13 protein-coding genes and 1 rRNA gene are annotated in these 12,450 nt (G+C 72.3%); 3 read left to right on the top strand and 11 right to left on the bottom strand.

The genetic code is table 11. The features are described 5' to 3' along the window. Nucleotides 1-242: 242 nt before the first annotated feature. The 4 genes from recN to EDD90_RS41360 all read right to left on the bottom strand — a co-directional run bounded on the left by recN (nucleotide 243) and on the right by EDD90_RS41360 (nucleotide 4,267). Nucleotides 243-1,970, bottom strand: a complete 1,728-nt coding sequence (recN, locus tag EDD90_RS41375) for a DNA repair protein RecN (RefSeq protein WP_123982176.1) — start codon at nucleotides 1,968-1,970, stop codon at nucleotides 243-245. A gap of 248 nt (nucleotides 1,971-2,218) precedes the next feature. Next, the gene (locus tag EDD90_RS41370; protein ID WP_123978216.1) at nucleotides 2,219-3,124 is read right to left on the bottom strand and encodes an NAD kinase; all 906 of its coding nucleotides are present in this window, start codon (nucleotides 3,122-3,124) and stop codon (nucleotides 2,219-2,221) included. Then, complete coding sequence (locus EDD90_RS41365; protein ID WP_123978215.1) at nucleotides 3,121-3,936, bottom strand: TlyA family RNA methyltransferase; 816 nt, start codon at nucleotides 3,934-3,936, stop codon at nucleotides 3,121-3,123. Before EDD90_RS41365 ends, EDD90_RS41370 begins: the two co-directional genes overlap by 4 nt. Before the next feature lie 7 nt (nucleotides 3,937-3,943). Next, nucleotides 3,944-4,267 (bottom strand): hypothetical protein, encoded by a 324-nt coding sequence (locus EDD90_RS41360; protein ID WP_123978214.1) that lies wholly within the window; start codon nucleotides 4,265-4,267, stop codon nucleotides 3,944-3,946. 42 nt (nucleotides 4,268-4,309) lie between these two features. Between EDD90_RS41360 and EDD90_RS41355 the strand changes: the two genes are divergently transcribed. Next, nucleotides 4,310-4,657 (top strand): sterol-binding protein, encoded by a 348-nt coding sequence (locus EDD90_RS41355; RefSeq protein WP_123978213.1) that lies wholly within the window; start codon nucleotides 4,310-4,312, stop codon nucleotides 4,655-4,657. Here EDD90_RS41355 and EDD90_RS41350 read toward each other — a convergent pair. The 4 genes from EDD90_RS41350 to EDD90_RS41335 form a co-directional block, all read right to left on the bottom strand. After that, nucleotides 4,641-5,507 (bottom strand): ABC transporter ATP-binding protein, encoded by an 867-nt coding sequence (locus EDD90_RS41350; RefSeq protein ID WP_123978212.1) that lies wholly within the window; start codon nucleotides 5,505-5,507, stop codon nucleotides 4,641-4,643. The two genes, EDD90_RS41355 and EDD90_RS41350, sit on opposite strands and share 17 nt — an antisense overlap. Then, nucleotides 5,504-6,541: an iron chelate uptake ABC transporter family permease subunit gene (locus EDD90_RS41345; RefSeq protein WP_123978211.1), complete on the bottom strand. Its 1,038-nt coding sequence runs from the start codon at nucleotides 6,539-6,541 to the stop codon at nucleotides 5,504-5,506. Before EDD90_RS41345 ends, EDD90_RS41350 begins: the two co-directional genes overlap by 4 nt. Next, the gene (locus EDD90_RS41340; protein WP_123978210.1) at nucleotides 6,538-7,581 is read right to left on the bottom strand and encodes an iron ABC transporter permease; all 1,044 of its coding nucleotides are present in this window, start codon (nucleotides 7,579-7,581) and stop codon (nucleotides 6,538-6,540) included. Before EDD90_RS41340 ends, EDD90_RS41345 begins: the two co-directional genes overlap by 4 nt. A gap of 91 nt (nucleotides 7,582-7,672) precedes the next feature. Continuing rightward, nucleotides 7,673-8,701: an HAD-IIA family hydrolase gene (locus EDD90_RS41335; protein WP_123978209.1), complete on the bottom strand. Its 1,029-nt coding sequence runs from the start codon at nucleotides 8,699-8,701 to the stop codon at nucleotides 7,673-7,675. An 85-nt stretch (nucleotides 8,702-8,786) separates the two neighbouring features. Between EDD90_RS41335 and EDD90_RS41330 the strand changes: the two genes are divergently transcribed. Then, the gene (locus EDD90_RS41330; protein ID WP_123978208.1) at nucleotides 8,787-10,070 is read left to right on the top strand and encodes a DUF1015 domain-containing protein; all 1,284 of its coding nucleotides are present in this window, start codon (nucleotides 8,787-8,789) and stop codon (nucleotides 10,068-10,070) included. 101 nt (nucleotides 10,071-10,171) lie between these two features. Here EDD90_RS41330 and EDD90_RS56475 read toward each other — a convergent pair whose 3' ends face one another. Both EDD90_RS56475 and EDD90_RS56470 read right to left on the bottom strand, forming a co-directional pair. After that, a complete protein-coding gene (locus EDD90_RS56475; RefSeq protein WP_221305219.1) occupies nucleotides 10,172-10,987 on the bottom strand; it encodes a tetratricopeptide repeat protein in 816 nt (271 codons plus the stop codon). Beyond that, nucleotides 10,879-11,511 (bottom strand): hypothetical protein, encoded by a 633-nt coding sequence (locus EDD90_RS56470; RefSeq protein ID WP_221305234.1) that lies wholly within the window; start codon nucleotides 11,509-11,511, stop codon nucleotides 10,879-10,881. Before EDD90_RS56470 ends, EDD90_RS56475 begins: the two co-directional genes overlap by 109 nt. On the opposite strand from EDD90_RS56470, the gene EDD90_RS56465 reads away from it, so the two are divergent. After that, nucleotides 11,474-12,301: a hypothetical protein gene (locus EDD90_RS56465; protein WP_221305233.1), complete on the top strand. Its 828-nt coding sequence runs from the start codon at nucleotides 11,474-11,476 to the stop codon at nucleotides 12,299-12,301. The genes EDD90_RS56470 and EDD90_RS56465 overlap by 38 nt on opposite strands. Before the next feature lie 30 nt (nucleotides 12,302-12,331). Here EDD90_RS56465 and rrf read toward each other — a convergent pair. Further along, a 5S ribosomal RNA gene (gene rrf / locus EDD90_RS41315) occupies nucleotides 12,332-12,448 on the bottom strand. Between the last annotated feature and the right edge of the window lie 2 nt (nucleotides 12,449-12,450).

Genomic DNA, 12,450 nt, shown 5'->3' with positions numbered 1-12,450 from the left:
CGGTCACGAGGGTACGTACAGAAGGTATCGGGCCGAGGGGGCCGGTGCGGAGCTCCGGGTGGGGCATACCGGGGCGGGGCGGGGCATGCGCCGGAGTGTGTCACCCGGGAGAGTGATGAAAATGCTGAGATGAGTGCGGAGGCGGGGCGGCCGTGGGGGTGGTACGGCGCCATGTCGAGTGCGGCTGAGTGGGGGCTGGTCGCGCAGTTCCCCGCGCCCCTTCGGGGCGCCCAGCCCCCACGTCAGTCGTCAGCCCGTGCCGCTGCCAAGAGCTCTTCCGCGTGTGCCCGTGCCGTTTCCGAGTCCTCCTGGCCCGCCAGCATGCGGGACAGTTCCTTGACCCGCTCCTCGCCCTCCAGGACCTTGACGCCGGACCTTGTCACCGTGCCGTCGTTGGTCTTCTCGACCAGCAGCTGCCGGTCCGCGAAGGCGGCGACCTGTGGGAGGTGGGTGACCACGACCACCTGCGCCGACTTGGCGAGCTTCGCCAGCCGTCGCCCGATCTCCACCGCCGCCTTGCCGCCGACGCCCGCGTCGACCTCGTCGAAGAGGTACGTCGGTACCGGGTCCGTGCCCGCGAAGACGACCTCCACCGCGAGCATCACGCGGGACAGCTCACCCCCGGAGGCGCCCTTGGCGATCGGGCGGGGCGGGGCGCCGGGGTGCGGTGCGAGCAGCAGCTCGACCTCGTCGGCACCGGACGGCCCGTACGCCACGGTCCGCCCGCCGACCTCCACGCCCTCCGGGTCCTCGGTCTGCCGGATGACGAAGGACACGCGCGCGTGCGGCATCGCGAGGGAGCCCAGTTCGGCGGTGACGGCGGCCGCGAACCGGTCGGCGGCCTCGGTGCGCGCGTCGGTCAACGCCTGTGCGAGCCCGCCCAGTTCGGCACGGAGGGCGTCCCGCTCGGCGGTGAGTTCCTCGATCCGCTCGTCGTCGCCGTCGAGCTGGGTCAGCCGGGCGGCGCCCTGTTCGGCCCACGCCAGCACGGAGTCGACACCGTCGCCGTGCCGGCCGTACTTGCGGGTGAGCGCGGTGAGTGCGGCGCGCCGCTCCTCCACGGCCGCGAGCCGCAGCGGATCGGCGTCCAGGTCGTCGGCGTAGCCCGCCAGCTCCCCCGCCACATCGCCCAGCAGGATCCCGATCTCGCCGAGCCGGTCGGCGAGCGCGGCCAGCGCCGGATCGTGCGACCGTACGGCCTCCAGGGCCCGGTGCGCGCCCGCGACGAGGGTGGCCGCGTCGATGCCCTCGGGGTCCTCGGGGTTGCCCGCGAGGGCGGAGTGCGCGGCGGTGGCGGCCGACGCGAGCGCCTCGGCGTGACCGAGCCGCTCGGCCTCCTCGGCGAGCTCGACGTCCTCGCCCTCCCTCGGCTCCACACCGGCGATCTCGTCGAGCCCGTAGCGCAGCATGTCGGCTTCCTGGGCCCGCTCACGCGCGCGGGTGACGATCTCCTCCAGCTCGGCCGCGACGGCCCGCAGCCGCCGGTAGGCCTCGCCGTACTTGGCCAGCGGTACGGCGACCCCGTCGCCCGCGTACCGGTCGAGGGCCTGCCGTTGCCGGTTCAGCTTCAGCAGACCCTGCTGGTCGGTCTGCCCGTGCACGGCCACCAGGTCGTCGGCGAGCTCGGCGAGCAGCCCCACGGGCACGCTCCGCCCGCCCAGGTGCGCCCGCGAGCGCCCCTCGGCGGAGACGGTACGGCTGATCAGCAGGGCCCCGTCGTCCAGCTCGGCACCGGCCTCCTCGGCCCGTACGACCGCGGAGGTGCCCGGAGGCACGGTCACCCGTCCCTCGACGACCGCCTTCTCGGAGCCGATCCGCACGAGCGCGGGATCGGCCCGCCCACCGAGCAGCAGCCCCAGGCTGGTGACCACCATGGTCTTGCCCGCACCGGTCTCACCGGTGACGGCGGTGAACCCCGGCGACAGCTCGACGACGGCATCGTCGATGACTCCGAGGGACCGTATCCGCATTTCTTCCAGCACGGGGAAGACCTTACGAGGTAGGGCAGGAGAAGCGCGAGGCACCCTGTCACCCGGGCGAGTGGAGGTGCGCCCCAAAGGGGCGCGGGGCTGTATCGATGTGCGGCTACCGCCGCGCGGGCGCGACCGACCACCTCGACACCCCGGCGAGCGGACCCACCCAGGGGCGCGGGGAACTGCGCGAGCAACCACGAATCACCCGCAGCCGCCGAAGCTCCCCGGCCACCCCCCACAGACCGCTAGTGCGGCGCACCCCGCCATCCGGACACCGGCAGCGCGAACTTCGCGACCAGCCGGTCCGTGAACGACGCGTGATGCAGCCGGGCCAGCCGCACCGGCACAGCTCCCCGCCGCACCTCGACCCGCGCCCCCGGCGGCAGCTCGACGGTCCGGCGCCCGTCGCACCACAGCACCCCCGGCTGGATGTGCGGCAGCACCTCCACCGCCAGCACCGAGTCCGGCGACGTCACCAGCGGCTTCGCGAACAGCGCATGCGCGGAGATCGGCACCATCAGCAGCGCCTCCACCTCCGGCCACACCACCGGCCCGCCCGCGGAGAACGCGTACGCCGTGGACCCGGTCGGCGTCGACAGCACGATGCCGTCGCAGCCGAAGCCCGTCACCGGCCGCCCGTCGATCTCCAGCACCACTTCCAGGAGCTTCTCGGCGCCCGCCTTCTGGACGGCCGCCTCGTTCAGCGCCCAGTCCGTGTGCACGATGTCCCCGTTGCGGTGCACGACGACGTCGACGGTCATCCGTTCCTCGACCTCGTACGCCTTGCTCACCACCCGGTCGACGACCTTGTCCAGGTCGTCCCGCTCGGCCTCCGCGAGGAAGCCGACGCTGCCGAGGTTGACGCCGAGCATCGGCACCCCGGAGGCGCGGGCGAACTCGGCGCCGCGCAGCAGCGTCCCGTCACCGCCGAGGACGATCAGCAGCTCGCAGCCGTCGAGGCTGTGCGGCGAGGCCTCCTCGACGAGTTCGACCTCGTCGGGCAGCGGCAGGTCCGCGGCCTCGAAATCCAGGACCCGTACGCCGACCCCGGCCGCCAGCAGCCCCTTGACCACGAGTTCGGCGCTGCGGATGGCCGCGGGCCGCCCGGTGTGGGCCAGCAGGAAAACAGTACGAGCTCGGTTCTGTGTCAACGCGGCCCCTCCGCCACTGCACGGTCAACGTCGGCCGGATCCAACTGGGGTGCGCCGGCCCGCAGCCACAGAAAGTACTCGACGTTGCCGGACGGCCCGGGCAGCGGACTGGCGGTGACACCCTTCACCCCGAGCCCCAGCCCCCACGCCTTCTCGGCAACCCCCCGTACGGCCTCCGCCCGCAGTTGCGGACTCCGTACGACACCACCACTGCCCAGTCGTTCCTTGCCCACCTCGAACTGCGGCTTGACCATCATCACCAGGTCGGCGTCCGGCTTCACACACCGCGCCAGGGCCGGCAGCACCAGCCCGAGCGGGATGAAGGACAGATCACCCACGACAAGATCCACAGGCTCCCCATCGATCGCTTCAAGCGTCAACTCGCGTACGTTCGTACGGTCCTTGACGGTGACGCGTTCATCGCTCTGCAGAGACCACGCGAGTTGGCCGTATCCGACGTCGACGGCGACGACATGCGCGGCCCCCGCCCGCAGCAGCACATCGGTGAACCCGCCGGTCGACGCCCCGGCGTCCAGCGCCCGCCGCCCGGCCACCTTCAGCCCCTGCGGTACGAACGCCTGCAGCGCGCCCGCAAGCTTGTGCCCACCCCTGGACACGTACTCGGGATCGCTGTCGTCGCTCTGCACGACGATCGCCGCGGCGGTCTCCACCTGGGTGGCCGGCTTGGTCGCGACGGTCTTGCCGACGGTGACCCGCCCGGCAGCGATCAGCTGGCTCGCGTGCTCGCGCGAGCGCGCCAGCTTCCGGCGGACCAGTTCCGCGTCCAGACGGCGACGTGCGACTCCTGCCACGGTGGGTTCAGCTCCTGCTCTGGTGGTACGACGGTGAAGGCACCGGGGGCCCCGGGGGTCCCGCAGGTCCCGGGCGGGCGTCGAGCGCGGTGAGCGCGTCGCGCAGCCCCCGGTGTACATCCTCGTACACCTCCAGATGCCCGTCCGTGGCGAGGTGGTCGGCGTCGCCCAGCCGGTCGAGCTGGGCGTCGACCTCGGCGTTGCCGGTGGGGGTGCGGGGGATGTCGATCGGGGCGGGGGCGGCGGGGTCGTACCCGGGTTCGACCGGTACCGCGACCGGGTCCGTTTCCGCCGCCTCCGCCACCTGGCCCTCGGGCACAGAGTCGGTCATGCCCCGACGCTACCCCGAACCGCTGGGGTACCGTCGATCGCGATGGCCACGATCGAGGAGTGCCGCGCCGCACTCGACAAGCTCTCGCACAGCATGGGCGGCGCCGAGGGCGATGTCCGCGCGGCCGCCGCCATGGACCGCTCGGTGAGCTGCCACATCACCGACCTGGACGTCACCTTCGCCGGCCGGCTGACCGGGGGCCGCATCGAGGTGGAGGAGACCTTCCCCGGGCCGCCTCGGGAGAAGGCACAGATCAGACTCGCCATGGCCGGCGACGACCTGGTGGCCCTGGTCGACGGCGAGCTGAACTTCGCCGGGGCCTGGGGCTCGGGCCGGGTGCGCCTGGAGGCGAACCTGCTGGACCTGTTCCGGCTCAGGAAGTTGTTGTGACCCTGGCCTTCCGCGCCGCCGGCACCACCAGCGGCGTCCCCGTCTCCGGGTCGTCGATGATCTGACAGCGCAGCCCGAACACCTCCTCGACCAGTTCGGCGGTGACGATGTCGTTCGGGGTGCCCTCGGCGACGACCCGGCCGCTCTTGAGCGCGATCAGGTGGGTGGCGTACCGGGCCGCGTGGTTGAGGTCGTGCAGCACGGCGACCAGCGTGCGCCCCTGCTCCTCGTGGAGCTCGGCACACAGGTCGAGGACGTCGATCTGGTGCTGGATGTCCAGATAGGTGGTCGGCTCGTCCAGGAGCAGCAGCGGGGTCTGCTGGGCGAGGGCCATGGCGATCCAGACGCGCTGCCGCTGACCGCCGGACAGCTCGTCCACGTACCGGTCGGCGAGTTCGGCGACCCCCGTCTGCGCCATCGACTCCCGCACGACCCGTTCGTCCTCGGCGGACCACTGGCGCAGGATGCCCTGGTGCGGGTAGCGGCCGCGGCCGACCAGATCGCCGACGGTGATGCCGTCGGGCGCGATGGACGACTGCGGCAGCAGACCGAGGGTGCGGGCGACCTTCTTCGCGGGCATCGACTGGATGACCTGCCCGTCCAGCAGCACCCGGCCCTGACTGGGCCGGAGCATCCGGGACAGTGCGCGCAGGAGCGTCGACTTGCCGCAGGCGTTGGGGCCGACGATCACCGTGAAGGAGTTGTCCGGGATCTCCACCGACAGCTGCTCGGCGATGACCCGCTGGTCGTAGGCAAGGGTGACGTTCTCGGCGGACAGGCGGTTCACAGTGCTCCTCTTGCTGTCTGACTCGGGGACCGCGCGCGTGTCCGGCCCGATTCGGGATGTCATATCCGGCCCGCCTTGCGTTCGGTGACCAGGAGCCAGAGCAGGTAGACCCCGCCCAGGACGCCGGTGACCACACCGACCGGCAGCTGGTCGGCGCCGAAGGCGCGCTGCGAGGCCCAGTCGGCGGTGACCAGCAGGGCGGCGCCCATGCAGAGGGAGGGCAGCAGGTTGGGGCCGGGCGAGCGGGTGAGGCGGCGGGCGAGCTGGGGGGCGGTGAGCGCCACGAAAGTGACCGGACCGGCGGCGGCGGTGGCCGCCGCGGTCAGCAGGACGGCCGACACCAACAGCAGCATCCGCACCCGCTCCACCCGCACCCCGAGGGCGTACGACACGTCGTCGCCCATCTCCATCATGCGCAGGCCGCGCGCGTTGGCGAGGACCAGCGGGACAAGGACGGCGCACAGCGCGAGCAGCGGCCAGACCTGGCTCCAGTCACGGCCGTTGAGCGAGCCGGTCATCCAGACGACCGCGCGGGTCGCGTCGACCAGATCGGCCTTGGTGAGCAGATAGCCGTTGACCGCGGTGACGATCGCGGAGACGCCGATACCGACCAGGACCAGGCGGTAACCGTGCACACCCTGCTTCCAGGCGAGCAGGTAGATGGCGAGCCCGGTCAGCAGTCCGCCCGCGAGCGCGCCGATCGTGACCTGGGCGGCGCTCCCGGACATGAGGACGATGACGACGAGCGCGCCGGAGGTCGCCCCCTGGGACAGACCGAGCACGTCCGGACTGCCCAGCGGGTTGCGGGAGACGGCCTGGAAGAGGGCGCCGCCGAGGCCGAGCGAGGCGCCGACCAGCAGGCCGACCAGGACGCGCGGCAGCCGCAGTTCGTTGACGATGAAGTCCTGCCCGGCCGTGCCGTTGCCGGCCAGCGTCTTCAGCACGTCTCCGAAGGAGATCGGGAAATCGCCGGTGCCGATCAGCACGACGCTCGCGGCGGACGCGGCCAGCAGCAGCGCGACCACGACGACGAACGCGCGCACGTCGGTCCGCAGGGAGAGCCCGCCGGGGGTGCGCAGAGTACGGGTGTTCCTCACAGCTGGGCCGTCCTCCGCCGTCGCACGAGAAGAATGAAGACCGGGCCGCCGATGATCGCGGTGACGATGCCGACCTGGAGCTCCGAGGGACGGGCGACGACCCTGCCGAAGACATCGGCGCCGAGCAGCAGCACGGGTGACAGGACCGTCGCGTACGGCAGGATCCAGCGCAGGTCGGGGCCGGTGACGGAGCGCACCACATGCGGGACCATCAGGCCGACGAAGGCGATCGGGCCGCAGGCGGCGGTGGCCGCGCCGCACAGCACGGTGGCGGCGAGCATGGCCAGGCCCCGGGTACGGGTGAGGTTCGCGCCGAGGGCGCGCGCGGTGTCGTCGCCCATCGCCACGGCGTTCAGCGGCCGGGCGAGCCCGAGGGCGAGCAGGGTACCGACCGCGAGGAAGGGCAGTACCTGGAGGATCGTGGAGTCGGAGGCCGAGGCCAGCGAACCGACCGTCCAGAAACGCATCTTGCCGAGCGCGGCGTCGTCCGTGATCATCACGGCCTGGAGGTAGCCGTAGAGCGCGGCGCTGACCGCCGTACCGGCGAGCACGAGCCGTACCGGCGTGGCACCCCGGCTGCCGCCCAGGAACCACACCAGCGCACCCACCGCGGCCGCGCCGAAGAAGGCGAACCACACATAGCCGTTCAGCGTGGTGACGCCGAAGAAGGTGATGGCGGTGACGACGGCGGCCGACGCGCCCGCGTTGATGCCGAGCAGTCCTGGATCGGCGAGCGGGTTGCGGGTGAGCGCCTGGAGCACCGCCCCGGACAGGCCGAGGGCGGCCCCGGCGAGCAGTCCGAGGACGGTCCGCGACAGCCGCTCGCCGACGACCACATCGCCGTATGTCCCCGTGTCGTGGAACAGACCGTGCCAGACCTGGTCCAGCGGCAGCTCTTTCGCCCCGATCGCGATGCTCGCCAGGGCGACGAGCACCAGGATCACGACGGAGCCGAGGAGCCCAAGGGCCCGTATCGCCCGGCGGGTTGGGGGCGCGGGGGCGGTCTCCGCGCGCGGTTCGGGAGGACTGTCGACCAACACAAAGTTAGGTTAGCCTACCCTCGCATGCGCGCTCGATGCCTGGTCCCTGTGAACCGCTGCGACGCAGAGCCCCGGCGGGGCCGAGACCTTGTCAGAGTCCGAGCCGCGCCAGCGCCTTGCCTCCGTCCAGCCCGCAGGAGCCCTCGCCGGCCGCAGTCCAGGCCGCCGCGCACAGCGCCCGCAGCCCGTCGAGCGCCTCGCCGTCACCCTCCAGCTCCAGCCGGTCGGCCCCCGCGGTCGCCGTCCAGCCACCGCACCGGAACCCGTCACCGTCCGCCGTGACCTCGAGCTGCCCGGTCAGCAACCCGCGCAGATCGGCATCGACATAGGTCGGCCGGTGCTGCGGCGGCGCGGCGAGCAGCTGTCGCCCGTCGGTGACACCGGTCAGCACGAGCAGCGAGTCGACCCCGCCGTTGAACGCGCCCTCGATATCGGTGTCCAGCCGGTCCCCGACCACCAACGGCCGCTTCGCGCCCGTCCGCAGGATCGTCTCCCGGTGCATCGGCGGCAGCGGCTTCCCGGCCACCTGCGGCTCGGCCCCCGTCGCGATCCGGACCACCTCGACCGCCGCGCCGTTGCCCGGCGCGATCCCCCGCCCGCTGGGAATCGTCAGATCGGTGTTGGACGCGAACCACGGCACCCCGCGCGCGACCGCGTACGACGCCTCGGCGAACCTCCCCCACGTCAGATCGGGACCACCGAATCCCTGCACCACCGCCGCCGGATCGTCGTCCGCCGACTCCACCGGTTCGAGCCCGCGCTCCCGCAGTGCGACCCGCAGCCCCTCCCCGCCGATCACCAGCACCCGCGCCCCCGCCGGCACCTGCTCGCTGATCAGCCGCGCCACCGCCTGCGCCGAGGTGATGACATCACCGGCGTCCGTCGGGATCCCCAGCTCGGTGAGATGCCCGGCCACCGCGTCCGGTGTCCGCAGCGCGTTGTTGGTGACGTACGCCAGATGCATGCCGCCCGACCGGGCCACCTCCAGCGACTCCACGGCATGCGCGATGGCGCTGCCGCCCGCGTACACCACCCCGTCCAGATCGAGCAGCGCCGTGTCATACGCCGTGCTCAGGGCCTGTCCGCTGCCCTCGGGACCAGTCCTGACGCCCTGGCTCATTCCCCATCGCTCCTTGTCACTCTTCGTCGACCCGCCTTTCCCCACCGATCATCCCGCACGCCACTGACACACGTACGATGCCGGGATGAACACTGCAGGTCACCCGGAAGCAACGGAGCGCCGAGGCCTGGAACTCAACCCGTTCCGAGGCCTTCGCTACGACCCCGACCGGGTCGGCAGTCTGGCCGCCGTCACCTCCCCGCCGTACGACGTCGTGGTACGCCCCGATGGCGTGCACCACCTCCAGTCCGCCGACCCGCACAACATCGTCCGCCTCATCCTTCCGCAGGCCGGCACCCCCAGCGCCGGCACCGAGCAGGCGGCCGACACCCTGCACCGCTGGCAGGCCGAGGGCATCCTCACCGCGGATCCCGAACCGGGTCTGTACGTGTACGAGCAGCACGACGGCAACGGCATGCTCCAACGGGGCGTCATCGGCGCCCTGCGGGTCTCCGAGCCGTCCGAGGGCGTGGTGCTGCCGCACGAGGAGGTCATGCCCCCGGTCGTCGCCGACCGTGCGGCCCTGATGCGCGCCACCTCGGCGAACCTCGAACCCCTCCTGCTGACCTACCGCGGCAACGGCACGACCGCCGAGATCGTCGAGACGGTCGCCGACCGCCCCCCGCTCCTCGCCACGACCACCGAGGACGGCTTCCACCACCGACTCTGGTCGATCACCGACCCCGCCGAGGTGGCCCGCGTCCAGTCCGACCTGGCCCACCACCAGGCCCTGATCGCCGACGGCCACCACCGCTGGGCCACATACCTTCGTCTACGCGCGGAGCACGCCTCCCCCAGCCCCTGGGACTACGGCCTGGTCCTCCTCGTCGACACCGCCCGCTACCCGCTGCGGGTCCGCGCCATCCACCGTCTGCTGCACGGCCTGCCGGTCGCGGACGCCCTGACGGCCGTCGAGGGCCATTTCCGGGTACGACGGCTCGACGTCCCGCTGCCGAAGGCCCAGGAGGCGCTCGCGGACGCGGCCTGTGCCGGCAACGCGTTCCTGCTGGCCGGTGACGGCACGTTCCACCTGCTGGACCGCCCCGACCCGGACCTCCTGGCCCGCACGGTCCCCGCCGACCGCCCGGCCGCCTGGCGCACCCTGGACGCCACCGTCCTGCACACCACGCTCCTGGAACATCTCTGGCACATCCCCGAGGACTCGCACGCGCACATCGCGTACATCCACGACACCGCCGCGACGGTCGCCAAAGCCGAACGCGACGGCGGTACGGCGGTCCTGCTGCACCCGGTCCGCGAGGAGGTCGTACGCGACCTGGCCCGCCAGGGCGTGACGATGCCCCGCAAGTCGACGTCCTTCGGCCCGAAACCGGCGTCGGGACTGGTACTGCGGGCGCTCGACGTGTGAATGCTCCGAGCCTCCAGAGCCTGCGAAGGCTCCTAAGGGGCTCTGGAAGCGAAAGAGGGCAGGCCCCGATGGGAGCCTGCCCTCTGTGTCACGCGCCGAGATCAGTCCTTCTCGGTGTCCGTGTCCGTGTCGCTGTCGGTGTCCTTCTCGGTGTCCTTCTCGGTGTCCGTGTCGATGTCGGTGTCGATGTCGGTGTCGGCCTCGGCCTCTTCCGTCGTCTCCCCGGGCTCGTCGTCCTCGTCCAGGGCGTCGACGAACTCGACCCCGTCCAGCTCGGCCAGCCGGTCGGAGGCGTCCGTGCTGCCGTCCCGGTCGGCCTCGACGGCCTTGGCGAACCACTCCCGCGCCTCGTCGGTACGGCCGGCGGCCAGCAGGGCGTCGGCATAGGCGTACCGCAGTCGCGCGGTCCACGGCTGTACGGAGCTGGAGGCCAGCTCGGGGCTCTGCAGCGTCACGATCGCCGCGTCCAGCTGCCCCATGTCACGCCGGGCACCGGCCGCGACGAGCCGCATCTCGACCTGGCCTGCCTTGTCGAGCTTGTGCACCTCGGGGGCGCCGGCCATGTCCAGCGCCTTCTCCGGCCTGCCGAGCCCACGCTCGCAGTCGGCCATCACCGGCCACAGGTCCACGGTGCCGGTCATCCGCCGCGCGGCCCGGAACTCGGCGAGCGCCTCGGAGTACTTCTGGTTCGCATACGCGGCGAACCCGGCCGCCTCGCGCACGGCGGCGACACGGGACGCCAGCCGCAGGGCCACCTTGGAGTAGCCGTAGGCACCCTCGGGGTCCTCGTCGATGAGCCGCGCGACCATCACCAGGTTCTTGGCGACGTCCTCCGCGAGCCCCTTGGGCAGGCTCTGCAGCTCCTGCCGTACGTCCTTGTCGATCTCGTCGCCGGTGACGTCCTCCGGGATCGGCAGCCGCTTGATCGGCTCGCGATCGCGGTCCCGCTCCCGCTCGTCACGGAAGCGGCCGCCGCCGCGCCGGTCATCGCGGCGGTCGTCTCGCCGGTCGTCACGGCGGGCATAGCCGCCACCGCCGCCACGGCTGTCGTCACGCCGGCCGTAACCGCCACCACGGCTGTCGTCACGGCGGGGGGTGCGGCCACGGTCGTCACGGCCACGGTCGTCACGGCCGCGGTCGTCACGGCCACGGAAGCCGCCGCGGGTGTCGCGGTCGCCGCCCCGGCTGTCGTCACGGCGGTCGTCACGGCGACCGTAGCCGCCACCACGGTTGTCATCGCGACGGTCGTCCCTGCGGCCGTAGCCGCCTCGGTCGTCACGGTCGTCGCGCCGGAAGGCGGGAGCCGGACGGTCACCGCGGTCGTCGCGCCGGAAAGCGGGAGCCGGACGGTCACCGCGGTCGTCACGGCGGAAGGGAGGACGGTCGCCACCACGGTCGTCACGATGGAACCCGCGGTCCCGGTCACCACGATCGCGGTCATCGCGGCGAGCGTAGCCGCCGCCACGGCTGTCGTCGCGCCTGCCGTAACCGCCACCGCCACGGTTGTCATCACGCCGGCCGTAGCCGCCACCGCGGTTGTCGTCACGCCGGTTGTCGTCACGGCGGTCGTCGCGGCGGAAGGGGGGACGGTCGCCACCACGGCTGTCGTCACGCCGGTCGTCACGGCGGGCATAGCCGCCACCGCCACCGCCACCGCGGTTGTCGTCGCGCCGGTCATCACGGCGGTCATCACGGCGGAAACCGCCCCGGTCGCCACGGTCATCGCGCTGGAACGACGGACGGGAGCCCCTGTTGTCGTCCCGACGGCCGTAGCCGCCACCGCGGTTGTCGTCACGCCGGTTGTCGTCACGCCGGTTGTCGTCACGGCGGTCGTCGCGGCGGAAGGGGGGACGGTCGCCACCACGGCTGTCGTCACGCCGGTCGTCACGGCGGGCATAGCCGCCACCGCCACCGCCACCGCGGTTGTCGTCGCGCCGGTCGTCACGGCGGGCATAGCCGCCACCGCCGCCACGGTTGTCGTCACGCCGGCCGTAACCGCCGCCGCCACCGCTGCGGTTGTCGTCCCGACGGTCATCACGACGGCCGTAACCGCCGCGGTCCCCACGGTCGTTGCGGTCCCCGCGGTATCCGCCACGATCGCCGCGGTCACCACTGTCCCGTCGCCGCTGGTCGCGCTCCGGTCGGTCGTCGGGCGAGTTGGTGGACATGGTGACTCCTGTCTTCGGTACCGCAAGCATTGTAAAAACAAAAGGACCCCCGGTCCCAGCTGAACGCTGGTGACCAGGGGTCCTCCAAAGATTGTTCGGCGGCGTCCTACTCTCCCACAGGGTCCCCCCTGCAGTACCATCGGCGCTGTGAGGCTTAGCTTCCGGGTTCGGAATGTAACCGGGCGTTTCCCTCACGCTATGACCACCGAAAC

The organism is Streptomyces sp. Ag109_O5-1 (genome assembly GCF_003814875.1).
GTDB lineage: Bacteria > Actinomycetota > Actinomycetes > Streptomycetales > Streptomycetaceae > Streptomyces > Streptomyces sasae.
This window is presented reverse-complemented; position numbering and strand designations above follow the sequence as displayed.

What these genes read in the sequence shown, in the direction of transcription:
- recN (WP_123982176.1), bottom strand. Translation starts at nt 1,970, where the DNA reads ATGCGGATACGGTCCCTCGGAGTCATCGACGATGCCGTCGTCGAGCTG.
- EDD90_RS41360 (WP_123978214.1), bottom strand. Translation starts at nt 4,267, where the DNA reads ATGACCGACTCTGTGCCCGAGGGCCAGGTGGCGGAGGCGGCGGAAACG.
- EDD90_RS41355 (WP_123978213.1), top strand. Translation starts at nt 4,310, where the DNA reads ATGGCCACGATCGAGGAGTGCCGCGCCGCACTCGACAAGCTCTCGCAC.
- EDD90_RS41350 (WP_123978212.1), bottom strand. Translation starts at nt 5,507, where the DNA reads ATGACATCCCGAATCGGGCCGGACACGCGCGCGGTCCCCGAGTCAGAC.
- EDD90_RS41335 (WP_123978209.1), bottom strand. Translation starts at nt 8,701, where the DNA reads ATGAGCCAGGGCGTCAGGACTGGTCCCGAGGGCAGCGGACAGGCCCTG.
- EDD90_RS41330 (WP_123978208.1), top strand. Translation starts at nt 8,787, where the DNA reads ATGAACACTGCAGGTCACCCGGAAGCAACGGAGCGCCGAGGCCTGGAA.
- EDD90_RS56465 (WP_221305233.1), top strand. Translation starts at nt 11,474, where the DNA reads ATGGAACCCGCGGTCCCGGTCACCACGATCGCGGTCATCGCGGCGAGC.
- EDD90_RS56470 (WP_221305234.1), bottom strand. Translation starts at nt 11,511, where the DNA reads ATGACCGCGATCGTGGTGACCGGGACCGCGGGTTCCATCGTGACGACC.